This is a genomic window from Halalkalibacter flavus, assembly GCF_036663575.1.
Classification (GTDB): domain Bacteria; phylum Bacillota; class Bacilli; order Bacillales; family Bacillaceae_D; genus Halalkalibacter; species Halalkalibacter flavus.
The window spans coordinates 59,760-82,815 of the sequence record NZ_JAWRVK010000016.1; the positions used below are offsets into that span (position 1 = coordinate 59,760).

A 23,056-nucleotide genomic window follows, 5' to 3' on the forward strand; every position below is an offset into this window, starting at 1 on the left:
ATAAGCCCTCCAGTCATTTATCGTTTAATACTTTTTAGTAATAAAACAACAAGTAATACAATTATGCTAGTTAATACAATCATTCCACCTGTTGCAATATTAAATTGGTAAGAAAAATATAAGCCTAATAATATTGAAACTTGTGCAAAAATAATACTGAATAAAATTAGTTGCTTGAAACTTTTGGAAATTTGAACACTTGCCGCAACAGGAATAACTACAAGAGCTCCAACGAGTAATATCCCTACCACTTTCATTGACATTGAAATAACCAAAGCAATTAATAGCGCAAAGATAAAATTGATGAATTTCATTGAAATACCTGAAACCTGCGCATACTCTTGATCAAATGAGCTCAATATAAATTCCTTATAAAATAAGAAAATGATGAATAAAACAAAAATAGCAGTAAATATAATAAATTGTACATCACTAACCGTTACACTTACAATACTTCCAAATAAATAAGTATACCACTCATTATATCCTGTCCGAGCAAGACTTATAAAAATCGCACTCATCCCAATCCCTGTCGACAAAATAATGGGGACAGCCAATTCTTGAAAATGACGATACATATCTCTTAATCGTTCAGTAATTAATGCACCAATAAGTGCAAAGACCACTCCCATATACATTGGATTAATGTTTTGAAAGAGAGGCCCTATTGTACCTAAAAAAACCCCTGCAGAAATACCCGTTAGAGTAATATGAGAAATTGACTCCGTTACGACTGATATTCTGCGTACAAGTAAAAAAGCCCCGACAATTGGAGCGATAATGCCAATAACTACCCCAGCCACAACTCCTCTTTCAATAAACGTAAGATTTGATAAGAATTCCATTGATTTAGAGCCCCTATTCTTATTTTTTTAGCTCGTTTTTTTTACGGTAATTCCTCGAACTATACTTAGACCAGATTCTACCGCAATGACAATAAGTAATATTAAAACTGAAATCATAACAATCATTCCACCAGGCGCCAAATCTAAATAAAAAGAAGATACTAAACCTGTAACTACTGCTATTTCTCCAAAGAAAATTGAATATATAAACATCTGCTTAAACCCTTTTGCCAACCTCATAGCTGCTGCTACAGGTAAAGTCATTAGTGCAGAAACAAGAAGAATACCAACTATTCTCATAGAAGCTGCAATGACAAGGGCAACCATGACGATGAATATAAAATTAACCAATTTACGATTAATCCCTGAGACTTTCGCTTGCTCTTCATCAAACGACAAGAAAAATAGCTCTTTATAAAAAAGAATTAAAACAACTAATACGACGACTGTAATGATACAAATAGTCCACAAATCAGAGCGACTAACGGCTATTACACTTCCAAATAAATAATTAAATAAATCATTATTAAATCCATCAGCCATTGAAATGAATACAACCCCAAGCCCAATTCCACCAGATAAAATAATAGGAATAGCAATCTCTTTGTAAAATTTATAAGCACTTCGAAGTTGTTCAATTAGTATCGAACCACCAACAGAAAAAACCAATCCCAAATATAAAGGATTGAGTCCTTGAAAGAAGACTACATGTTTAGCAAGAAGTAAGCTAGCCGCAATTCCTGATAATGTAATATGAGACAAAGCATCTGCAATTAAAGCGAGTCGACGTACAACTAAAAAAACACCTAATAATGGGGCAAGCAGTCCAATAAGCAATCCAGAGTAAAAAGCATTTTGCAAAAACTCATAACGAAAAAAAGCTTCTAACATCTTTTAATGCCCCCCATGATTATGGGTAACTAAATGAACATCATGACCATAAAATGACGATAAATCTTGGTTTCCCTCGAAATCTGCTGTATTTCCGTGGAAATGAAGTGTCTTATTTAGACAAGCTACATCAGTAACATGATCTGTCATTACACCTATATCGTGAGTCACAAGGATAAGGGTAATCTTTTTTTCCTTATTCAGTTGATCAAGCATATCGTAGAACTGTCTAACGCTAGCTGAATCCACTCCCACTGTTGGTTCATCAAGGATGAGTAATTCGGGCTCGCTTACAAGCGCACGCGCAATAAAAACTCGTTGTTGCTGTCCACCAGATAACTCGCCAATATTTTTATGCATATATTTTGTCATTCCAACTTGTTCAATTACATCGCGAACGAGCTGCTTATGTTTACGGTTTAAAAAACGCAATAAGCCAACTTTTCCGTATAAGCCCATAGAAACAACTTCAAACACTGTAGCAGGAAAACCTGAATTAAAACTATTCGCTTTTTGCGACACAAATCCAATTCGTTCCCACTTCTTAAATTTCGAAACACGTTCGCCAAACAATTTAATTTCTCCAGATTGAAGGGGGATTAGCCCTAAAATCAATTTAATTAACGTTGATTTCCCTGAACCATTTGGTCCAACTAACCCAAGAAACGAACCTTTTTTTATTTGTAGAGATACATTTTCCAATACATTTTGATTACCATAATGAAAGGAGATATTCTTTATCTGTATAGCATCATTTGTTTCAGGTATATTCACCAGTACTCTCCCCTTTTATAAGAACAATTACGATTTGTTACCTGTCCTTACCTATTATAAAGGTTATTTTCAATCTGTCTACCTTTAGGCGCTAGTAACAAATTTTGTTATAATCAACATACTTACCAACGAAAAAGAGGTGGAAAGCATGATAGAAAAACAAGTAGCCATTATCGACATGGGGTCTAACTCGATTCGCTTAGTGATTAATAAAATTGACAGCAATGGATACTATATTGAATTGCATAACTTTAAGACTGTTGCAAGACTAAGTGCTCATATTAAAGATGATGGAAATTTATCTGAAGTCGGTATAAAAACAATTTTAGACACACTAAAACGTTTTAAAGATGTCATTCTTTTTCATCAAGTTCGTCAAATCACAGTTATCGCCACAGCAGCTATGCGTAAAGCAAAAAATCGCGACAAAATTGTAAAGCTAGTGAAAGATACGATAGGATTTGAAATTCGCATTCTCTCGGAATATGAAGAAGCGTTTTACGGCTATTTAGCAGTTGTTAATTCAACAAATATAGAAAATGGCTTTACTGTGGATATCGGTGGTGGCAGTACGGAAATAACTTTATTTGAAAATCGTGAATTAAAGCATTATCATAGCTTTCCTTTTGGAGCAATCACGTTATACCAACAATTTTTTAATGATGACCAAGATGAACCTGAAACAATCGCTCTACTTACTGAGTATCTTAAAAAGCAGTTACATACTCTTCCTTGGTTTAAGGAAAAGAAAGATTACCCTGTTATCGGTATTGGAGGTAGTGCTAGAAATCTTGCTCTCATTCACCAACGTAAAGATAGTTATCCATTAGCAGGTCTTCATCAATATGAAATTCCAAAGCAGGAGTTACTTGATATTAATAAAACGTTGCAGCATTTAACTGTTGAAGAACGTCTTGAATTAGAAGGTTTATCGAAAGATCGAGTTGATATTATCGTTCCAGCTTCTACGGTGATTACTCAGATTGTAAACCATGTGAACGCGAACACATTCGTTATGAGTCGAAAGGGCCTTCGTGACGGTGTGTTTTATGAGGAACTATTAAAATCAATGGAGACAACCCGATTTCCAAATGTAGTTGAAGAAAGTTTATATCAACTTACAAATAGTTATGAATTGAACGTTGACCATGTAAATCATATATCACTGCTTGCTAACCAGCTATACTCAAAGACTAGTGAATATTGTCCTGTGGAACACAACCCAAGTAATGCGGTCACTTTATTGAACCATAGTGCCAGGTTACTTTATATTGGAGAATATATAAATAATGAAGCTAGTAGTCAAAATACCTTTTATCTTTTAACAAATATGACCATTGAAGGATTGTCGCATAAAGATCGTTTGGCCATTGCATTGATCTCTTCTTACAAATCAAAATCACAAATGCAACAATACGCAAAGAGCTTTAACAAACTTATTAATAAACAAGAACTTAAATACTATGAATTTTTAGGTTCTATTTTAAAATTAGCTTACTCATTAGATCGAACACGAAGAAAAGTGATTACAGCTATTGGACAAGTAGACCAAAATGAAGACGAGCTTTCCATTATTCTATACCACCAAGCTGATGCTTTTTTTGAAGACGCACAAGCAACGAAACATAAAAAACATTTAGAGCGTGTTATTAAATACACAATTGAATTTAGATACATGCCTGCAGAAGTTCTGAAATTATAATCTTAACATAGAATTTACAATCAGCTGTTAAAATGAAATGTAGAATTTAACAGAGAGGTTGAGTCCCATGCAAAAGGATAAGTTAATTCAAAAACACATTGACCTTAATAACCCAACCTTTTACAACAACCGTGAGTTAAGCTGGCTCGCTTTTAATGAGCGAGTTTTAGAAGAGGCCATTGATGAACGTAATCCTCTTCTTGAAAGGCTGAAATTCTTAGCGATTTTCAGTTCCAATTTAGATGAATTTTTTATGGTTCGTGTTGCTGGATTAAAAGACCAAGTAAAGGCTGGTTTTAACCGTCCCGAAAACAAAGCTGGACTAACTCCAAAACAACAATTAAAGCATATTTCTGACAAAAATCATTTACTTGTTCAATTACAAGATACGGTTTATACAGATACAATCATTCCTTTGCTCTTCCATGAAGGGTTTCAGTTTGTTTCAATTCAAGATTGCGATGAGGAACAACTCACTTATTTAGAAGAACGTTTTCAAAATTATATTTTTCCTGTTTTAACTCCGATGGCGATAGATGCCTACCGACCATTCCCTATGCTATTAAATAAAAGCTTAAATTTAGCTGTTATTTTACGGCGACTTGGAAGCGACGAGAATGAAAAAGACCAGTTAGCTATCGTCCAAGTCCCTTCCGTGTTAACAAGATTCATTAAATTACCTAAGTCGAAAGAACAAAAAGATCAATTTATTTTACTTGAAGAAGTTATCAGTCACTTTATAAGTGCGTTATTTAATGGGTTTACCGTTAAGTCTGTCTCTCCTTTTCGCATTACAAGGAATGCTGATATGACGATTCATGAAGAAGCATCTCGCGACCTGTTAAGTGAAATTGAGAAGGAACTTAAAAAGCGTAAATGGGGGGCTGCTGTTCGATTAGAAATGCAAGAAGGGCAAATGAATCAGAACGTTCTCAACTTATTATTAGATGTCCTTGAACTACATCAAGATGATGTCTATTCATATAAAGGACCTCTAGATTTAAGCTTTTTATTTAAACTGTACGGACAACTTGCAAAAGAAAACGAACATTTAGCCAATGAAACTTTAATCCCTCAGCCACCAGAAGATTTAATTGGGGAAGATGATATATTTCAAGCGATTTTAAAACGTGACATCATCTTACATCACCCATACGAATCCTTCCAGCCTGTGATAGACTTTGTTACACGTGCAGCTAAGGACCCTTCAGTACTTGCAATTAAGCAAACATTATACCGTGTTAGCGGTGATTCTCCGATCATTCACGCATTAGCGCTTGCGGCAGAGAATGGGAAGCAAGTCACTGTACTTGTCGAATTAAAAGCTCGTTTTGATGAAGAGAACAATATTCAATGGGCAAAAAAGTTGGAGAAGTCAGGAGTTCATGTCATTTACGGGATAACTTCTTTAAAGACTCATAGTAAAATTACTTTGGTTGTTCGACACCAAGACGATCACATCCAACGTTTTGTTCATTTAGGTACAGGTAATTATAATGATTCTACAGCTATGCTATATACGGATCTTGGTTTTTTTACTTCACGTGAAAAATATGGAGAGGATGCAACGAATTTCTTTAATTATTTAAGTGGTTATAGCGAAAAACCCAAATGGCATTATCTGTCAACGTCCCCATTTGAAATTAGAGAAGAATTTCTTTATTTGATAGATGAAGAAATGAAAAATCATAGAAAATATGGAAACGGTAAGATTATTGCAAAAATGAACTCGCTATCAGATAAACCAATTATTTTAAAGCTGTATGAAGCATCTCAAGCAGGAGTTCAAATTGACTTAATTGTTAGAGGTATATGTTGTTTACGACCAGGAATTAAAGACGTTAGTGAGAATATACGAGTATTTAGTATTGTTGACCGTTTTTTAGAGCATAGTCGGATTTTTTATTTTAATAGTAATGGATTTGAGAAAATATTTTTATCTTCCGCCGATTGGATGACTAGAAATATGGAAAAAAGAATAGAAATATTATTTCCAATTGTTAGTTCAGGAAATAAAGAGCGTGTGAAAGAAATATTAACCATCACACTTCAAGATAATACAAAAGCACGTCAACAAAACGCAGACGGGAGCTACAAATATATTAAGCGCCCAACACATGAGCAACCAATCCAAAGTCAGCTTACATTCCACGAACTTGCTTCACGCTTTACAGCTATCGATGAATAAGATTAGATAAAGACAAAAGAACCGGCACAATATGCCGATTCTTTTGTCTATTATTATGATGCTGACTCAAATGTCGGGAACAAAGGTGGCAATGGCTCCATTCGCTACCTCCGTGAGTGTGTAAACCACTCCTCTCATGGCTTTTTAAAAATGTAGCGACTCCGCTCATTGCTTCGGGGGTGTCTCAAAAGGTCAAAAGCAGACCTTTTAGGACATCCCCTTTTATGCTCTTTGCACTTTTTTAGCACGCCATTTTCTTGTAATAACTCCTTGTTTTGGCGAGAAGAAAAAAGCTAAACCAAATAATACGGAAGCAACTAAAACAATAGAAGCACCAGATGCTACATCATAAATTACTGAATAATACATCCCTCCTATTGCAGCTATCACACCAAACAAAGCCGATAAACCAAGCATAACCGGCAAGCGGTCAGTTAATAAATAGGCTGTAGCTCCTGGTGTGATAAGCATAGCAACAACTAAAACTATTCCAACAGTCTTGAGTGACGCTACTGTTACAAGTGATAATAGGAGCATCAACAAGTAATGAACGAGTTGAACAGGTACTCCCGTTGCTTTAGCCATTACGGGATCAAATGTACTTAACAACAGTGGTCGATAAAAAATAATAATCATTAATAACACAAAAGCGCCAATCCCAACAGTGACCATAAGATCTGATCTAGAGACCGCAAGTACATTCCCAAAGAGTATATGCCATAGGTCAACACCTGTTCCACGTAGTCCAGTAATTAACACAATCCCTAGTGCAAAAGCGGCGGTAAACATAATCCCAATAGCAGAATCATCTTTTATTCGACTATTTTGAGATACATATCCAATTGCAAGAGCAGTTAGTACACCTGTAATCGTAGCTCCAATAAAGAAGCTTACTCCAATCATATAAGCAATGACAACTCCAGGTAAAACAGCATGCGATATGGCATCCCCCATAAGAGCCATCCCACGTAAAATAATAAAACACCCGATCACACCACAAATGATACCAACTAAAATTGCAGCAATTAAAGCCTGTTGCAAGTAAGAATACCGCATAACTTGGTCAATGAACATTGTAATGTTACTCATTATTCACTCACCACCATTATATTTTCATCGTTTCCAAACAAGGTAATGCTCCCCTTATAGGTTTTGGATAGAATATCTGGTTTATAGACGTTTTTCACTTCACCATATTCAACCAGCTCTTTATTAATTAATAATAGTTCATCAAAATATTGTTCAACTTTACTTAAATCATGATGTACAACAAAAACCGTTTTCCCTTCATTTTTAATTTCTCTAAGTAGATTAATAATAATTTCTTCCGAAGTTACATCAATTCCAACGAAAGGTTCATCTAAAAAGAATAAATCAGCATGTTGAGCAAGTGCACGCGCAATGAAAACTCTCTGTTGCTGTCCTCCAGATAGTTCGCCAATTTGACGCTTTCGGTATTCTAGCATTCCCACTTTTTCAAGTGACTCAATCACAATTTCTAGATCTTTTTTTCCTGCTTTTTTATACCACGGAATATGCGTAAACCGCCCCATCATGACTACATCTTCCACTAAAACAGGGAAATCCCAATCAATTTGATTGCGCTGAGGAACATATGATATTTGCTTTCTAACATCATTTACTTTCTCTCCTAAGACCCTTACTTTCCCCTGTGCTTTTTCTAAACCTAAGATAGCTTTTATTAACGTCGATTTACCTGCACCATTTGGACCGACAATCCCAATTAGTCTTCCTTTTTCTGCTTGAAAGCTAATATCTTTAACTGCTTGATTATTTTCATAAAAAACAGATAGTGATTCAACTTCTATAACTTTTTTCACCAGCTTTTCCTCCAATCAAGATAATTTTCATTGTTGCCATTGTGCAACTTTTTCGAGAAAAAACTCCCTTGTTCGTTTATGGACAATTGAACTTCTAAAACGAAGAAGATCGTTAAGCCCATTTAAAATAATTATCACAACATCTTATGGGTAATTTTTAAAAAGGTGCAAAATTAGGACAGGGCAGAAAAGTTTCCCTAAGTAAACTTTCACTTGTAATAAGTATAATCGTTATTTACAAAGTTGTAAATGTGTAACCTCATTTCTATCTCTATAAACACTTCATGCGCCTATAGAGGTAGCAAATTCATTCATAACAAAAAAACCTGACCTATTAATATAGGTGTCAGGCTTTTTCTCAGTTACCTAATGGTAAGGCAACAATTACATTTGTACCAATACTATACGTACTATCTACTTTAAAACTGCCACCATGATCCTCAATGATCTTCTTGCATAACGGGATTCCTATCCCTGTCCCTCTTTCTTTTGTTGTAAAAAAGGGCTTCCCTAATTGATTTAAAACAGATTTAGGCATCCCTTTGCCATTATCCTTCACTTCAATGATATAATTTTCCTCTTGTACACTCGTTTCAATAGTGAGAACTCGATTGGAATTTGACTCCCCAAAAGCTTCTACAGAGTTTCGTAATAGATTAAGCATAACTTGTTTCACCATTGATTCATTCACATATATTTGCTTTTTGGTTTCTGCTAAGTCTAGTTTAAATTCTACATCATGGAGAAGACATTCCGCTTTCATAATCTCGATCAAGGAATTCATGATCTGAACAGGAGATTGCCACCTACGCTCCATCTTTTTTCGCGAGACAGAAAGAAAATCTTCAAGAATGCCATTCATTCGGTTCATTTCTGACATAATCGTATCATAGTACTTTTGATGATCATTGGTTAATTGCGCCAATTGCAAAAAACCTTTAATAACTGATAAAGGATTACGTAATTCATGCGCGACTCCCGCAGCAATGTGCGATACAGCCTCCATCTGGTGATGAAAAGTAAGTAAATTTTCAAACTGTCTTTGAAGAGATCGATCTTCATAAACAAGATAGACCATTCCATCATCCTCAAATGGAATCACTCTAAGACGGTATAATATTTCATCTTCTTCAAAATCATCTACTTGTTTACTCTTCGTGACCAATGCTTTTTGAACAAGCTCTAAGCTAAATAAAATAAAAGGATTATCTATACTTAAATGCTCCAAAGTACAAACACGTAATTGTGCTTCACTTATGTTTGTTACATCTAAAAAAGCTTGATTCCACTTTAATATATGTAAATTTTGATCTACTTTTAAGTAAGGAATACCTAATTCTTCAATGAGAAAATGTTGTTCGATCATTTTTTCCTCCGTAAGTGTCGATGAATGAGCTGATGAGAGTTGACTTGTTACCGAAGAATTCATTGACATTGAGTTATTCCTATTTGGGGCTATTTGTTCGTCTAGGTGCTTATTTTCCATAAGGCCCCACCCCCCTCTTCTTGTAGCAATTTATGACATGATTATACATGAGTTAGAAATCTATTGGTTCCTTTCAATCCTTTATTCGATAAGTCTACCAAAATTTCCTTTTTTTCTGCACATTTTCTTCAAGTAACTCATACACTGCCATTAGTTTACTTGATCAAAGGGGTGCTTTTATGAATGCAATCATGCAACAACTTGTTAACAATAAGGTTAATTCATTAACAGCTAATGAATTATTAAACTTAGCTAATCAGTACAACATTGCCCTTACTAGGCAGCAAGCAGAAAAAGTCATTTCCATTTTAAGATTAGAGCAAATTGATGTTGCCAATCAAGCTCAAGTCCAAAGAATAATTCATCGTCTACAAACAGAAGTAGACCCTTATGTCTCTTCAGTTGTGCAACAATTGCTTCAGCAATTTAGTCAATACCTTTAATTCAAACATAAAAATAGTCATTATTTTACCTTTACGTGTTACACATAAAATGAAACATCCCAAAAAGCAGAGGTCATTCTGAGGGTACTAAAAAAAGACAATTTTCCCTTTTTACGTGCCCTCTGAAATCCCTTCTGCTTTTTTGGTTATTACAATACGATTTTTGATCTTACGTCCTCATCAAATTCTCCTGAACGGATCATTTCAATCTCGTGTTTATAAGGTGCTTTTTTGTTCTTTTTATCTTCGCCAACGAATGGCGTTTCAAGAATCTTTGGTACTTCACTTAATTGAGGATGATGGACAATGTAATGTAATGCTTTAAAACCAATATGACCGAACCCTATATTTTCGTGGCGGTCTTTTGCTGCACCTCGCTCATTTTTACTATCATTAATATGAAGAACTTTTAAACGATCAAGTCCTATAATACGGTCGAAAGAATCAAGTACGCCATCAAAATCAGACACAATGTCATAGCCTGCATCATGTGTATGGCATGTATCAAAACAAACAGACAAACGTTCATTATGTGTAACACCATCAATGATGGATGCAAGCTCTTCAAACGTTCGACCGCATTCCGATCCTTTTCCAGCCATCGTCTCTAATGCAATTTGTACATCACGCTTTTCTTCAAACACTTCGTTTAGCCCTTCAATAATCTTTTGAATGCCAGCTTCAGCTCCAGCCCCAACATGCGCCCCAGGATGCAAAACGATTTGCTTCGAACCAAGAGCTTCTGTGCGTTCAATTTCAGAACGCAAAAAGCGTACTCCTAGTTCAAATGTTTCGGGCTTTGTAGTGTTTGCAATATTAATAATATAGGGGGCATGAACAACAATATCCGTCATCCCATTTTCTTTCATATGAGATAATCCTGCCTCAATATTTAATTCTTCAATAGCTTTGCGCCTTGTATTTTGTGGTGCCCCTGTATAAATCATAAATGTGTTTGATCCGTAAGAGGCTGCTTCTTCACTTGCCCCAAGTAACATCTTTTTTCCACTCATTGAAACATGAGAACCAAGTTTAACCTTCATAATTTCTTCTCTCCTACACTTACTTTTTCTTTTTCATTCTTCTTTGTCTTTGTTCTACTTTTGCTTGCTTAAAGCGTGCTTTTTTCTTATAACCAGGCTTTACGCTTTTAGGTCTCGCTACTGCTTTCCCACCTGTACGTTTTTGCTCTTTCGGTTTAATTACAGTTGTTTCGGTTGAACGAGCTGTCTTTTTCTTTCCAGGTACGCCAAGTGGCGGGCGGTCAAGTTGTGTCCAATTGCCTTGTTTAAAATCATAATAGGTAAATGTAATGCCACGTTTTAAAAGCTTCTCAATTGCCTGCTGATCATGATCTTCATAAATCGTAAATGCAATTCCATCTAATCCAGCTCGAGCTGTTCTTCCAACGCGATGAACATAAAAATCTAGATCCTTCGGGATATTATAATTAATAATATGAGTGACACCTTTCACATCAATTCCACGTGCAGCCAAATCTGTAGCTACAAGATACTGTACTTTTACATCTTTAACTTGCTTCATTACTTGCTTACGTTGTCTAGGTTGCAAACCGCCATGAAGACGTTCGACATTTAAACCGGCTGCTAACATTGCATCAGCTACTTCATCAGCTTGCTCCTTTGTATTTGTAAATACAATTGCTAAATATGGGTTAATAGATTTCGCAATATCTACAACAAATGTAATCTTCTCACGATGTCTAAGCGGTATTATTCGGTGTTCGATTTTCGACGCAGTTACATGCTTAGGCTCCACTTGAACATGACGTGGTTCTGTCATATATTTTTTCAAGAATGGTTGAAGCTTTTCTGGAATTGTTGCGGAAAACACCATCATTTGCAACTTTTCTGCCATTCTTGAAGCAACTTTATCTACATCTGCAATAAAACCCATGTCAAGCATTTGATCCGCTTCATCTACTACAAGCATGGTTGCTGTATATACTTGAAGAGCCTGATCATCGATTAAATCTCCTATCCGTCCAGCCGTTCCTACAACAACATGCGGTTGTACTTTCAAACTCTCTATTGCGCGTGAACGATCCGTTCCTCCAACTAATAGCTTTGCCTGAATTTGCTCATCTTCTGGACAAAAATCAAGAAGTTTCTTCAATTCATCAAATAACTGACCAGCAAGTTCTCGAGTTGGTGCCGTAATAACAGCTTGTACTTCATTAATCGCTGGGTTAATCTTATCTAAAATTGGTAACAGAAATGAAAGAGTTTTCCCTGTTCCAGTTTGAGATTGACCGATAACATCTCTTCCGTTTCTAATTGCAGGTATTAGACGTTCTTGAATTTCTGTCGGCAATGTGAATCCTTGGTCACTTAACGCCTCAATTAAAAAGGGCTTCAGTTCAAATCGCTTAAAATTTTCTGATTTCATTTACATTTCAACTTCCTTCCGATGCCATTTGTGCAATACTTCATTTTATCATACTTTGTTAGATCTTACTATTTTAGTTAATCTTTAAGCTCGCTTTTTCACTTGTTAATACGTGCATCATTCTCACCGCACAACAATCACTTGCATATAGTTGTTATAAGAGTTTATGTATCCTTATTTCTACTTTCCCCAAATTTAGAAGACGGTACACTTATAAAATCTGTTGATACTAGGAAAGGAGACTTAATCATGCAACCATTTTTCGGTCCCCCGTTTGGATCAATGCCTATGCAAGCCCCAATGCAAGGAATGTCGCATACAGCTAATATGTTCTCTCATGGCATACCTACTCAAGCTGCAAATGCTTTTGGCGGAGCAGGTAGTCACGTATTTAGAGGAGGAGGGGGGTTTCTTTCTAGAATACTCGGAGGATTAGGTGGAGCTCAAGGAGCAGCTGGAAATCCTATGATGGGTGGATTTTTATCAGCTGGTGGTGGGGGAATGAATTTCTCTACATTGCTAACTAATGCTCAGAAAGTTTTAGGATTAACTCATCAGGTTGTTCCGATGATTCAACAGTACGGTCCTCTCATTCGAAACGCACCAACTATCTGGAAAATTATGATGAGCAATAATTCAGAAGAAGGAAACCCTATTGATGACAGTTCCGTAAATGCATCAGAAGATGAAGAGAGTACGAAGATTAACATTGAAGAGCCGGATGATTCATCTGCTTTGTCTAGCACCTCTTTTGACCACTCTCAAACAAACGAAACCGACTCATCATTACACCTTACTAGATCTACTGCTTATAAACCAGAAAGTATTAAGGGAATTCCTGGTCCAAAATTGTATATTTAACCAAAGTAAAGAGAGACTAACGATATAACTAATGATTTATGTCATTTTTTTATTGACAAGAATCGCACAATGATAGTAAAATTTACTTTTATATTTTTTTGTGTTACACTAAGGTTATTACTCGATTGGAGGAATGCCCATGTTTAAAGTTGGTGACCACGTTGTCTATCCTTATCACGGAGCAGGAACAATTCAAGATATTGAAGAAAAGGATGTATTAGGAGAAACTCACTCTTATTTTATTCTTAACTTTCCGCTCGTTGATGTGAAGCTTATGCTTCCAGAAAGCAAGATAAACGATTCTGGTTTGCGAAAAGTGATAGACCAATCAGAGTTAGATTCACTTGTAGATGCCCTGCAGAACGGACCTGAGATCCCGCCTTCTACAAGTCATTTTTCTCGTGAAACCGAAAATCTCTTAAAGAGCGGAAGTATTATTGACGCTGCTCATCTTATTTCATCTCTTTCAAGAAAGCAAACAGAAAGGGCAAACGGCCTCCACATTCAAGACCGTAATCATTTACAAAAAGCTCGGCAAATGATTGCTAGTGAACTTGTACTAGTCAATGATATGACTGAAGAGCAAGCTTATGAATTCATTGACGATGCACTTATTGAGTTAAAAGAAGCGTAAGCATTGTCACTTGAGAGAAACTACATTATACTATATAGCAGGAAAACTAAGGCTGTCTCCTATGTTTTGTCTCACTTTTTGTGAGGCAAAATACCTCTGAGACAGCCTGATCTTGTTTTGTTTCATTTTTACTTAGCTACTACTCATCACAGATGAGTCTTATTATAGGAGGCCTTTCATGAATGTAAAGAAAATTTCTCCAAGAGGATATTGTTATGGCGTAGTTGATGCGATGGTTCTTGCAAGACAAGCAGCCGCAAATTTAGACTTACCAAGACCCATTTATATTTTAGGGATGATCGTTCATAACAAACATGTTACAGATGCATTTGAAGAAGATGGGATTATTTCATTAGACGGACCAAATCGTGTAGAAATATTAAAGCAAGTCGATAAAGGAACTGTTATCTTTACCGCACATGGTGTATCACCTGAAGTTCGTAAGCTTGCAAAACAAAAAGGACTAACAGTTGTTGATGCGACATGTCCTGATGTAACTCGTACTCACGATTTAATACGTGATCAAGTAGCAGAAGGTTATGAAATTATCTATGTTGGTAAAAAAGGACATCCTGAACCTGAAGGAGCGATTGGTGTCGCACCCAATTCGGTACACCTTGTAGAATCCATTGAAGACGTCCAGAGTTTAGAGATTTCAACGGACAAAATTATTATCACAAATCAAACGACGATGAGTCAGTGGGATGTTAGTGACATTATGAAAAAGGCGATGGAAGCCTATCCAAGCGCCGAAGTCCATAATGAAATTTGTTTAGCTACACAAGTACGACAAGAAGCTGTTGCAAAGCAAGCAAAAGATTGTGATCTTGTGATTGTTGTTGGAGATCCTAAAAGCAATAATTCAAATCGATTAGCTCAAGTATCTGAACAAATTGCAGGAACAAAGGCTTATCGTATTGGCGATATAACTGAGCTTCAACAAGAATGGTTTCAAGGAGTCCAAACAGTCGGTGTTACCTCAGGTGCTTCGACACCAACACCAATAACAAAAGAAGTGATTGCCTTTTTAGAGCAATATGATCCAAAAGAAGGTGCTGGTTGGAACCCTGAACGGAAGGTGTCTCTACAAAAAATATTACCGAAAGTCAAGGCAAAAAGCTAAACAAGACGAAAGGGGGGCGTCTTAAAAGGTCAAAAATAGACCTTTTGAGACACCCCCCTCTTTTAATTCATCTCCTTTTAAAGAGAAGTTTAAAGAAATTGAAATGGATCCGTATTTGGTTCAGAGATAATCACTTTAGTGTTATACTTTGATTTTTCAAGGAAATCATCAAAATAATTCTTCACACCGCTTTTCATGATCTTCTCGACATTATGTCCTGGATCAACAATATGTAAGCCATCCATCATCGCATCATGGGCAACATGATAATATACATCACCAGTTACAAAAACGTCAGCACCTTTAAAAATAGCTTCTTTCATATATTTGTTTCCATCACCACCAAGAACAGCAACTTTTTGTACACTTGCTGTTAAATCACCGACTACTCTGACCCCTTTCACACCAAAAGCTTTTTTCACATGTTCAGCAAATTCAGCTAATGTCATTTTGGATTCAAGCAAACCTATTCGTCCAAGGCCTAATGTCTCTCCTTTATTCTCTAAAGGATAAATATCATATGCTGGTTCTTCATATGGATGGGCTTTTATAATTGCTCTAACAACTTTATTTTGAAGATGTGCAGGTATAATGGATTCCACTTTTACTTCGTCAACAACTTCAACCCTTCCTTTTTCACCAATAAAAGGATTAGTTCCTTCTTCGGGTTGAAACATTCCTTGGCCTTTGCTGTTGAATGTACAATGGCTGTAGTTTCCTATATGCCCAGCACCAGCGTTCCCCATTGCTTCTCGTACTTGCAGAGCATGAGTCTCAGGGACAAATACAACAACTTTTTTTAATGCTGTAGTAATGGTAGGAGAAAGCACTTCTGTATTTGTCAAACCAATCGCTTCAGCCATCATATCATTTACTCCGCCCTTAGCAACATCTAAATTTGTATGCGCTGCATAAATAGCTATGTCATGTTTAATAGCTTTTGCTACAATTCTTCCGTGCGGGGTATCTAAGTCTACTTTTTTTAATGGTCTAAATAACAAAGGATGATGAGCAATAATGAGATCGACCTCTTTGTCAATTGCTTCATCTATAATATCCTCTAAAACATCTAAAGCAATCATCACTTTTTTTATCTCTTTGTTTAAAGTACCGACCATTAACCCATTTTTATCACCTTCAACAGCTAACGACTTAGGAGACCATGATTCAAAGTGCTGAATGAGAGCTTGACCATTAATATATTTTGTCATTTACGTAAAACCTCCTCAACCATGTTAATTTGATTAAGTAAATTCTTTCTTTTTTCCTCAACTTGTTCATTTGCATTGGCTTTTTCAAACTGAGCTAATATTCTCTTCCAATTATCAACTTCATACTGCCACTTTTTCTTGAAGGCATGATTTACTTCTTGCATTAAAAATGGACCAAGCAAAAATTTCTGTTCTTTTTGCTCTTCATATAATGATTCATCATTTCCTCGCTTCGCAACTAGAACTTCATAGATCTTTTCGTCTTCTTCAAGAATTTCTTCTGAAACTAGGACCCATTCATTATGCAAAAGCCATTTCCTGATAATATCAGCTGATACATTAGGCTGCAAGATCAAAGTTTCTACTCCTTCTAGTTTATCCTTTCCCTCATTTAGAATGGTAGTGATAAGTCCTCCACCCATTCCGGCTATCGTAATCGTATTAACTTCGCCACAATTAATAACCTCAAGACCATTCCCTTTTCTCACATCAATTCTTTCTGTTAAACCTGATTTTTCTACTTGTTTTCTAGCTGATTGGTATGGCCCTTCATTTACTTCACCAGCAATAGCTGTAAGTTCTATGTCCTTAATACATAAATAACATGGCAAGTAAGCATGATCTGAGCCAATATCTGCTACCTTTGCTCCCTTTGGTACATACTTTGCCACTCGTACTAGCCTTTCAGACAACTGCTTTTCATTCATTTGTATCACCTATATGCATCATTTTAATTTTACTTTATCTATGTACTTTACCCAATTTAATCCATTTCTAATATATAGAGAAAAGACGAGAGTTACAATAGTACTCTCGTCTTCAAATTATTCGGATTCTGCTAACAAATATTGAGCAATTGCATCAGCTTCCACATCATTTAAGTTTGTGATAGCTGGCATGCTTCCATAACCACCTGTAATGATATCAGCAATTTCTTCCACTGAATATTTTCCGTCAAGCGCATTAATTGCTGGACCTGATGCCCCGCCCAGGTCTCCTCCATGACAACCAATACATGATTGTTGAGCAAGTTCTTGACCAGCTGTAACAGGATCTTCAAATTCTGTTACTTCTTCAGCCTCTTCTGTATCATCAGCGTTCATTTGCGCGCGCTGATCAAGTCCAACAAATGAAAGTGCTACCATAAGCAAAATACCAACAATAGCAGTGATTGCAAATGGTAATAGTGGTCTTCCTTTCATTATCATATCCTCCTTTAAATAGTATCGGATCACACATATCGTCAAACAACTATGTAGACGCTTTTAAAGATTCCCTTCTCATTCTACTTGATATTGTCCATAAAGAAAAGGGATCTTTTCAGTTTTGCTTTTTTTGTCACTCTTTTATCTTAACAAGAACAAGAATGATAACAAAAAGCCTGCAGCTCCTGCAATTGTAAAGATTCGTAACGAATAACGCCAACCTATTAGAAGCCAAACAAGACAATGAAAAATTGAGAGATATATAATAGTTGTATTTCCACCTGTGCCCATTACTATTTCTACAGTTAACAAATAAAAAATAAGCGCTGTAATCATGTAGTAATAAGAAGAAACGATTGAATTTGTTGTTTTACTAGCAACCAATAGGATGGCAGCTGTAAATGGAACAACAATTGCTATTTGCATTGCTATTGAAAAATCGGTAAAATAAATGACAAGAATTGTTAATAAGAACAGAAGATGTACCATTAAGAGAGTTAATAGTATATACCTTTTAAAAAACATAGATTGCTTCTTATTATTTTCTTTTAACTCATGATCACCTTCTGTATACAGAGTAAGCAAGAAATCGCAATACTGCTCAGGAAGTAACTTTGTTGATTTCCAATGCTGAATTTCGTTAATTATGATTCTTTTTCTATTCTCGTCCATCTTTATTCTTATCCCCCTGCTAGCCAATGCAATGATCGAATCAGAGGCAAGCCAAAAGGCCTGATTCAATTATCAATATAGCCACGAGCAACCGACTATATGTTCTTAAAGACAGAATCAGACCCATTATGAAGACTTTTATTTTTTATTTCTTATGTCATACGATTTCTTAACCTTACTCTAGAAAATCCTTTAGTCGCTTACTACGACTAGGGTGACGAAGCTTTCTTAGTGCCTTCGCTTCAATTTGACGAATACGTTCGCGAGTTACACCAAATACTTTACCCACTTCTTCTAAAGTACGAGTACGACCATCATCTAATCCAAAACGTAAACGAAGAACATTTTCTTCTCGATCGGTTAACGTGTCTAGAACGTCTTCTAGCTGCTCTTTTAGTAATTCATATGCAGCCGCATCAGATGGAGCCAATGCTTCTTGGTCTTCGATAAAATCACCAAGATGTGAGTCATCTTCTTCCCCAATTGGTGTTTCCAAAGACACAGGCTCTTGAGCAATTTTTAAGATTTCACGAACTTTATCCGGAGTTAACTCCATCTCTTGAGCAACTTCTTCAGGTGTTGGCTCACGCCCAAAATCTTGAAGGAGTTGGCGCTGTACTCGAATTAGTTTGTTAATTGTTTCTACCATATGAACAGGAATACGGATCGTTCGTGCTTGGTCCGCTATCGCACGAGTAATAGCTTGCCTAATCCACCATGTCGCATACGTACTAAATTTATATCCTTTTTCATAATCAAACTTTTCAACAGCTTTGATTAACCCCATATTACCTTCTTGGATTAAATCAAGAAACAGCATCCCACGACCAACATAACGTTTGGCAATAGAGACAACTAGACGTAAGTTCGCTTCCGCTAATCTCCTTTTTGCTTCTTCATCACCTTGTTCAATTCGTTTGGCAAGCTCAATTTCTTCTTCAGCCGAAAGAAGGGGAACACGACCAATTTCCTTTAAATACATTCTTACAGGATCATTTATTTTAATACCAGGTGGTACACTTAAATCATTAAGGTCAAACTCTTCTTCATCTTTTACAGCTTGCTGGAGATTTGGAACCACATCGTCCGTCTCATTTAGGATTTCGACTCCTTGTTCACCAAGATATTCAAAAAATTCATCCATTTGGTCGGAATCTTGATCAAAAGCTGCTAATTTCTCTGTAATTTCAGCATAAGTAAGTACTCCGCGCTTTTTACCTATCTCCACTAATTGTTCTTTCACTTGATCGATAGACAATTCACCTTCCGCTAGTGGGCGTAGTGGTTTATCTGCCATTCGATCCCCTCCTTCCATTGTTCACAACCAAAGCTTCTTGCCAATTCATGCTAGTGAAGCTCCTGTTTCATACGATTAATCTCCATAAGAAGTCTTGCTGCTTCTAATGGGTCTTTCTCTCGTTTCATTTCTAATTCTTTTTGTTGTATTTGTATCCGTTTTGGATAAGTTTCAATCAATTTCATATAATCGAGCAGTTCTTGCTCTTGAAAGTCATCATTTAACGACATCATTGCAAGCTCTGTTGCAATCCTAATTAACTTTTCATCTTGCAACCCTTGAATAAATTGACTTGGATTAGCCTCATGTCCTTCACCAAAGTATGCAAATAGATGAGCCGCTATTGCTTGATGTTCATCAATATTAAAACTCCCACCGATGCGTTCTTGAACAAGTTCTGTCACTTCAACATCTCTCATCATATGAGCAAGTAAAAATCTCTCAGCATTTTGATGGGCTGGTAATAACTTTTTTGCTTCTAAGGATTTCCTAGATTGTATAGGTCGATCCTTTGATTGATAATCACTTTTATCTTGCTTCCGTTTTTCCCGATAAATTTGAAACTGTTCGTGCTTTAACGCTTCTAAAGAAAGCGAAAATTCTTCAGCGATCTGTCTGAGATAGTGATCTCGCTCAACCGCTCGGGGCAAAGTACTAATTTCAGTTAAAACATCCTCAATATAGCTCATTCTTTCTGCTTCATTTTGCATATTCTTACCTTTACGCAAATACCGCATTTTAAATGACATTAAAGTCAAACTTTCCCCTATTACATTCGATTTGAAACTTTCAGCACCGTATGTACGAATATAGTCATCGGGGTCCAGCCCTTCTGGCATTTGAGCAACTTTCACAGTACAACCAACTTGTTCTAGTATCCCTGCCGACCTGAAGGCTGCGCTCGTTCCTGCTTTATCTGAGTCATAACAGATGGTAACATTCTCAGCATTTCGCCTAATCACTTTAGCTTGCTCTTCTGTTAAAGCAGTACCGAGTGTAGCTATTGTATTAGAAAGTCCTGCCCCCCAAGCTGCAATCACGTCCACATATCCTTCAAATAAGACAACTGAGCCAAGCTTCCTAATTGAAGGTCTTGCAAGGTGAAGTCCATAAAGTGTATTTCCTTTATGAAAGATTGGTGAATCAGAACTATTCAAATACTTTGGCTTTTCATCTGAGATTGATCTCCCACCAAAAGCGATAACATGGCCTTGCCCATCCCAAATTGGAAACATAAGTCTGTTTCTGAAACGGTCATAATAACCGTCTTTTGACTCCCTTTCACCCAATAAACTTGCTTGAACCATCGTTTCTAGCGAAAAATTACGTTTCGTTAAGATTGTGACAAGTGCATCCCAGCGATCTGGAGCGAAACCAATTTGGAAATGCTCAATTTGTTCTTTTGTAAAACCACGTTTTTTCACATAAATTCGACCTTCAGATCCTTGTTCGGTTAACGTAAGGACGTGATAATAGAGTTTTGCGGCTAACTCATGAGCTGAGCGCATTAATACTTGTGGTCCCGCTACGGGTGACTGAGCGGTCGCATCAGGCAAATCAATGTTTGCACGCTCTCCAAGTTTTCTGACAGATTCAATAAAAGTAAGTCCTTCTAGTTCCATCAAAAATGAAAAAACATTCCCACCAGCACCGCAGCCAAAACAATGGTAAAGTTGTTTATCCGGTGATACAGAAAAAGAAGGGGACTTTTCACCGTGAAAGGGACATAATCCAATATACTGCCGACCTTGTTTTTTTAGTTGCACATAATCACTAATTACTTCGACAATATCCGATGAGCGTCTAATCTGCTCAACCTTTTCATCCGGTATCCTGTTGCTCATTGTCATCACCATTAATCATACCAATTTCTCTTACAATTCGAGTTTTTTTGCTATGTTCCTTCTTTTTCTGTAACAATTTTTGTGAGTTGTTCAATAAACATTTGACGATCTTCTTGTCGAAAGGGTTTTGGACCTTTTGTTTTTCCACCCATTCTCCTTTGTTTTTGCGAAATATAGCGTGCATCCAACATTTGCAAAATGGTATCTTCTTGATAAACAAAACCACGGGGAGATAGTGTTATTACCCCTTTAGCTAACATAATCGAGGCAAGAGCATGGTCTTGTGTTACACATATATCACCTTTTTTAGCATTGTTCATTAAAAACAAATCCGCCGCCTCTTTATCATTATCTACAGTCACCACTTTAGCTGTAGACGGTAGAGTTAATGTATGTGCATAAGATGACACAAACACCATTGGCATGTTTACGAACTCACAAATTTCTACTATTTCTGCTTTTACTGGACAAGCGTCCGCGTCGACATAAATGGTTTGTAATGAAGGATTCATAATAGTTGAATTCAACATTCCCTTCAAAAATCCTGCTATCTTTTTAAAGAATTTCGTAGATATTTGTCGAATGAAACATCTGTATCGTGTTTCGTTTTTTTTATCCTTACTATCATTACCAAAAAACAAAGAAAAAGTCTTGACTTTTAAAATTTATTTGTTCTTTTTTAAAATATAACCAAAATTTTCTTCACTATTAGAATCACAATTCTTTATTATACGCAACTTTAACTCCTTTGACTAGCCCCAAAAATAAAAAGCATCTTGCTTCTATACGCAAGATACTTCCTATTATTATTTTTTTAAAAACATACTTGAGATTAAATTGGCTGTTTCTTCAACTGCTTTATTTGAAACATCAATAACGGGACATCCAATCCGTTGCATAATTTTTTCTGAATACGCCAATTCTTCTTTGATTCGATCAAGGTTGGCGTAGTTAGCCTGGGCTTTTAACCCAAGTGCTTTTAATCGTTCCGCCCTAATATCATTTAATTTTTCTGGACTAATTTTTAACCCCACACATTTTTTCGGTGTAATATGAAATAACTCTTTAGGGGGTTCTACTTCGGGAACAAGCGGCACGTTCGCTACCTTCAATCGTTTATGCGCTAAATATTGAGAAAGTGGTGTTTTTGATGTACGCGAAACTCCAATTAACACGATATCAGCACGAATGATTCCCCTTGGGTCACGACCATCATCGTATTTAACAGCAAATTCGATTGCCTCGACTTTACGAAAATAATCCTCATCTAATCGATAAATTAAACCCGGTTCATAACGCGGAGCCTTCTTCGTCAATGTTCCTATTTTCTCTAACATTGGCCCAATAATATCTACCGTATCGACACCCGTTTCCTGTGCAAGTGTCAATAGGTGTTCTTTTATTTCTGGAACAACAAGTGTAAACGCAATTAGTGCATTAGATTTACGTGCTAAGATAATTACTTCTTCAATTGTTTCTTTATCTTCAACATATGGAATTCGTCTCACTTCAAGTCCAGCACTGCTAAATTGACTAGCAGCAGCCTTTACAACCAATTCCGCCGTTTCCCCTACTGAATCTGAAACGACATAGACAACCGGTCGCTGTCTAATTTCTTCCATGAATGCCC

The 23,056-nt window shown here is 36.4% G+C and carries 22 protein-coding genes; 6 read left to right on the top strand and 16 right to left on the bottom strand.

Going from position 1 to position 23,056, the window contains the following annotated elements:
• Nucleotides 1–17 precede the first annotated feature (17 nt).
• From SAY88_RS12300 to SAY88_RS12310, 3 genes are read right to left on the bottom strand one after another with little or no spacing between them, the layout of a single operon-like run.
• Nucleotides 18–845: a metal ABC transporter permease gene (locus SAY88_RS12300; protein WP_332632125.1), complete on the bottom strand. Its 828-nt coding sequence runs from the start codon at nucleotides 843–845 to the stop codon at nucleotides 18–20.
• A 27-nt stretch (nucleotides 846–872) separates the two neighbouring features.
• A complete protein-coding gene (locus SAY88_RS12305) occupies nucleotides 873–1,736 on the bottom strand; it encodes a metal ABC transporter permease (protein WP_332632126.1) in 864 nt (287 codons plus the stop codon).
• Nucleotides 1,737–1,739: 3 nt separating this feature from the next.
• The gene (locus SAY88_RS12310; protein ID WP_332632127.1) at nucleotides 1,740–2,510 is read right to left on the bottom strand and encodes a metal ABC transporter ATP-binding protein; all 771 of its coding nucleotides are present in this window, start codon (nucleotides 2,508–2,510) and stop codon (nucleotides 1,740–1,742) included.
• A gap of 148 nt (nucleotides 2,511–2,658) precedes the next feature.
• On the opposite strand from SAY88_RS12310, the gene ppx reads away from it, so the two are divergent.
• Together ppx and SAY88_RS12320 are read left to right on the top strand one after the other, a co-directional pair.
• Nucleotides 2,659–4,212 carry an exopolyphosphatase gene (gene ppx / locus SAY88_RS12315; RefSeq protein ID WP_332632128.1) on the top strand — a complete coding sequence of 518 codons (1,554 nt, stop codon included), beginning with the start codon at nucleotides 2,659–2,661 and terminating at the stop codon, nucleotides 4,210–4,212.
• A gap of 67 nt (nucleotides 4,213–4,279) precedes the next feature.
• Complete coding sequence (locus tag SAY88_RS12320; RefSeq protein WP_332632129.1) at nucleotides 4,280–6,400, top strand: RNA degradosome polyphosphate kinase; 2,121 nt, start codon at nucleotides 4,280–4,282, stop codon at nucleotides 6,398–6,400.
• 222 nt (nucleotides 6,401–6,622) lie between these two features.
• On the opposite strand, the gene SAY88_RS12325 is transcribed toward SAY88_RS12320, so the two are convergent.
• The 3 genes from SAY88_RS12325 to SAY88_RS12335 form a co-directional block, all read right to left on the bottom strand.
• Entirely contained in the window at nucleotides 6,623–7,489 is an 867-nt protein-coding gene (locus tag SAY88_RS12325; protein ID WP_332632130.1) for a metal ABC transporter permease, read from the bottom strand.
• Nucleotides 7,489–8,241: a metal ABC transporter ATP-binding protein gene (locus SAY88_RS12330; protein WP_332632131.1), complete on the bottom strand. Its 753-nt coding sequence runs from the start codon at nucleotides 8,239–8,241 to the stop codon at nucleotides 7,489–7,491. Before SAY88_RS12330 ends, SAY88_RS12325 begins: the two co-directional genes overlap by 1 nt.
• Nucleotides 8,242–8,599: 358 nt before the next feature.
• Nucleotides 8,600–9,727 carry a two-component system sensor histidine kinase NtrB gene (locus SAY88_RS12335; RefSeq protein WP_332632132.1) on the bottom strand — a complete coding sequence of 376 codons (1,128 nt, stop codon included), beginning with the start codon at nucleotides 9,725–9,727 and terminating at the stop codon, nucleotides 8,600–8,602.
• Nucleotides 9,728–9,906: 179 nt separating this feature from the next.
• On the opposite strand from SAY88_RS12335, the gene SAY88_RS12340 reads away from it, so the two are divergent.
• Nucleotides 9,907–10,170: a DUF2624 family protein gene (locus tag SAY88_RS12340; RefSeq protein ID WP_332632133.1), complete on the top strand. Its 264-nt coding sequence runs from the start codon at nucleotides 9,907–9,909 to the stop codon at nucleotides 10,168–10,170.
• Between the two features lie 149 nt (nucleotides 10,171–10,319).
• On the opposite strand, the gene SAY88_RS12345 is transcribed toward SAY88_RS12340, so the two are convergent.
• Complete coding sequence (locus SAY88_RS12345; RefSeq protein ID WP_332632134.1) at nucleotides 10,320–11,213, bottom strand: deoxyribonuclease IV; 894 nt, start codon at nucleotides 11,211–11,213, stop codon at nucleotides 10,320–10,322.
• 19 nt (nucleotides 11,214–11,232) lie between these two features.
• Nucleotides 11,233–12,579 carry a DEAD/DEAH box helicase gene (locus SAY88_RS12350; protein ID WP_332632135.1) on the bottom strand — a complete coding sequence of 449 codons (1,347 nt, stop codon included), beginning with the start codon at nucleotides 12,577–12,579 and terminating at the stop codon, nucleotides 11,233–11,235.
• 249 nt (nucleotides 12,580–12,828) lie between these two features.
• On the opposite strand from SAY88_RS12350, the gene vrrA reads away from it, so the two are divergent.
• The 3 genes from vrrA to SAY88_RS12365 all read left to right on the top strand — a co-directional run bounded on the left by vrrA (nucleotide 12,829) and on the right by SAY88_RS12365 (nucleotide 15,197).
• Nucleotides 12,829–13,440 (top strand): VrrA/YqfQ family protein, encoded by a 612-nt coding sequence (gene vrrA, locus SAY88_RS12355; RefSeq protein WP_332632136.1) that lies wholly within the window; start codon nucleotides 12,829–12,831, stop codon nucleotides 13,438–13,440.
• Between the two features lie 139 nt (nucleotides 13,441–13,579).
• Nucleotides 13,580–14,074: a CarD family transcriptional regulator gene (locus SAY88_RS12360; RefSeq protein WP_250096127.1), complete on the top strand. Its 495-nt coding sequence runs from the start codon at nucleotides 13,580–13,582 to the stop codon at nucleotides 14,072–14,074.
• Between the two features lie 178 nt (nucleotides 14,075–14,252).
• Nucleotides 14,253–15,197 (top strand): 4-hydroxy-3-methylbut-2-enyl diphosphate reductase, encoded by a 945-nt coding sequence (locus tag SAY88_RS12365; RefSeq protein WP_332632137.1) that lies wholly within the window; start codon nucleotides 14,253–14,255, stop codon nucleotides 15,195–15,197.
• Between the two features lie 89 nt (nucleotides 15,198–15,286).
• Here SAY88_RS12365 and SAY88_RS12370 read toward each other — a convergent pair whose 3' ends face one another.
• The 8 genes from SAY88_RS12370 to SAY88_RS12405 form a co-directional block, all read right to left on the bottom strand.
• Complete coding sequence (locus tag SAY88_RS12370) at nucleotides 15,287–16,408, bottom strand: Nif3-like dinuclear metal center hexameric protein (protein WP_332632138.1); 1,122 nt, start codon at nucleotides 16,406–16,408, stop codon at nucleotides 15,287–15,289.
• Entirely contained in the window at nucleotides 16,405–17,115 is a 711-nt protein-coding gene (locus SAY88_RS12375) for a tRNA (adenine(22)-N(1))-methyltransferase (protein WP_332632139.1), read from the bottom strand. Before SAY88_RS12375 ends, SAY88_RS12370 begins: the two co-directional genes overlap by 4 nt.
• 117 nt (nucleotides 17,116–17,232) lie before the next feature.
• The gene (locus tag SAY88_RS12380) at nucleotides 17,233–17,610 is read right to left on the bottom strand and encodes a c-type cytochrome (RefSeq protein WP_332632140.1); all 378 of its coding nucleotides are present in this window, start codon (nucleotides 17,608–17,610) and stop codon (nucleotides 17,233–17,235) included.
• 144 nt (nucleotides 17,611–17,754) lie between these two features.
• Nucleotides 17,755–18,285 (bottom strand): hypothetical protein, encoded by a 531-nt coding sequence (locus SAY88_RS12385; protein ID WP_332632141.1) that lies wholly within the window; start codon nucleotides 18,283–18,285, stop codon nucleotides 17,755–17,757.
• A gap of 175 nt (nucleotides 18,286–18,460) precedes the next feature.
• Complete coding sequence (gene rpoD / locus SAY88_RS12390; protein ID WP_250096133.1) at nucleotides 18,461–19,582, bottom strand: RNA polymerase sigma factor RpoD; 1,122 nt, start codon at nucleotides 19,580–19,582, stop codon at nucleotides 18,461–18,463.
• Nucleotides 19,583–19,632: 50 nt separating this feature from the next.
• Nucleotides 19,633–21,426: a DNA primase gene (gene dnaG / locus SAY88_RS12395; protein WP_332632142.1), complete on the bottom strand. Its 1,794-nt coding sequence runs from the start codon at nucleotides 21,424–21,426 to the stop codon at nucleotides 19,633–19,635.
• Between the two features lie 50 nt (nucleotides 21,427–21,476).
• A complete protein-coding gene (locus SAY88_RS12400) occupies nucleotides 21,477–21,956 on the bottom strand; it encodes a YaiI/YqxD family protein (RefSeq protein ID WP_332632143.1) in 480 nt (159 codons plus the stop codon).
• A 276-nt stretch (nucleotides 21,957–22,232) separates the two neighbouring features.
• Entirely contained in the window at nucleotides 22,233–23,048 is an 816-nt protein-coding gene (locus SAY88_RS12405) for a pyruvate, water dikinase regulatory protein (RefSeq protein WP_250096136.1), read from the bottom strand.
• Nucleotides 23,049–23,056 lie beyond the last annotated feature (8 nt).

Bases quoted from the DNA above. Each gene is read 5' to 3' on its own strand.
- SAY88_RS12300 (WP_332632125.1), bottom strand. From the start codon at position 845: ATGGAATTCTTATCAAATCTTACGTTTATTGAAAGAGGAGTTGTGGCT.
- SAY88_RS12305 (WP_332632126.1), bottom strand. From the start codon at position 1,736: ATGTTAGAAGCTTTTTTTCGTTATGAGTTTTTGCAAAATGCTTTTTAC.
- ppx (WP_332632128.1), top strand. From the start codon at position 2,659: ATGATAGAAAAACAAGTAGCCATTATCGACATGGGGTCTAACTCGATT.
- SAY88_RS12320 (WP_332632129.1), top strand. From the start codon at position 4,280: ATGCAAAAGGATAAGTTAATTCAAAAACACATTGACCTTAATAACCCA.
- SAY88_RS12325 (WP_332632130.1), bottom strand. From the start codon at position 7,489: ATGAGTAACATTACAATGTTCATTGACCAAGTTATGCGGTATTCTTAC.
- SAY88_RS12335 (WP_332632132.1), bottom strand. From the start codon at position 9,727: ATGGAAAATAAGCACCTAGACGAACAAATAGCCCCAAATAGGAATAAC.
- SAY88_RS12340 (WP_332632133.1), top strand. From the start codon at position 9,907: ATGAATGCAATCATGCAACAACTTGTTAACAATAAGGTTAATTCATTA.
- SAY88_RS12345 (WP_332632134.1), bottom strand. From the start codon at position 11,213: ATGAAGGTTAAACTTGGTTCTCATGTTTCAATGAGTGGAAAAAAGATG.
- SAY88_RS12350 (WP_332632135.1), bottom strand. From the start codon at position 12,579: ATGAAATCAGAAAATTTTAAGCGATTTGAACTGAAGCCCTTTTTAATT.
- vrrA (WP_332632136.1), top strand. From the start codon at position 12,829: ATGCAACCATTTTTCGGTCCCCCGTTTGGATCAATGCCTATGCAAGCC.
- SAY88_RS12360 (WP_250096127.1), top strand. From the start codon at position 13,580: ATGTTTAAAGTTGGTGACCACGTTGTCTATCCTTATCACGGAGCAGGA.
- SAY88_RS12365 (WP_332632137.1), top strand. From the start codon at position 14,253: ATGAATGTAAAGAAAATTTCTCCAAGAGGATATTGTTATGGCGTAGTT.
- SAY88_RS12370 (WP_332632138.1), bottom strand. From the start codon at position 16,408: ATGACAAAATATATTAATGGTCAAGCTCTCATTCAGCACTTTGAATCA.
- SAY88_RS12375 (WP_332632139.1), bottom strand. From the start codon at position 17,115: ATGAATGAAAAGCAGTTGTCTGAAAGGCTAGTACGAGTGGCAAAGTAT.
- SAY88_RS12380 (WP_332632140.1), bottom strand. From the start codon at position 17,610: ATGAAAGGAAGACCACTATTACCATTTGCAATCACTGCTATTGTTGGT.
- SAY88_RS12385 (WP_332632141.1), bottom strand. From the start codon at position 18,285: ATGGACGAGAATAGAAAAAGAATCATAATTAACGAAATTCAGCATTGG.
- rpoD (WP_250096133.1), bottom strand. From the start codon at position 19,582: ATGGCAGATAAACCACTACGCCCACTAGCGGAAGGTGAATTGTCTATC.
- dnaG (WP_332632142.1), bottom strand. From the start codon at position 21,426: ATGAGCAACAGGATACCGGATGAAAAGGTTGAGCAGATTAGACGCTCA.
- SAY88_RS12400 (WP_332632143.1), bottom strand. From the start codon at position 21,956: ATGTTGAATTCAACTATTATGAATCCTTCATTACAAACCATTTATGTC.
- SAY88_RS12405 (WP_250096136.1), bottom strand. From the start codon at position 23,048: ATGGAAGAAATTAGACAGCGACCGGTTGTCTATGTCGTTTCAGATTCA.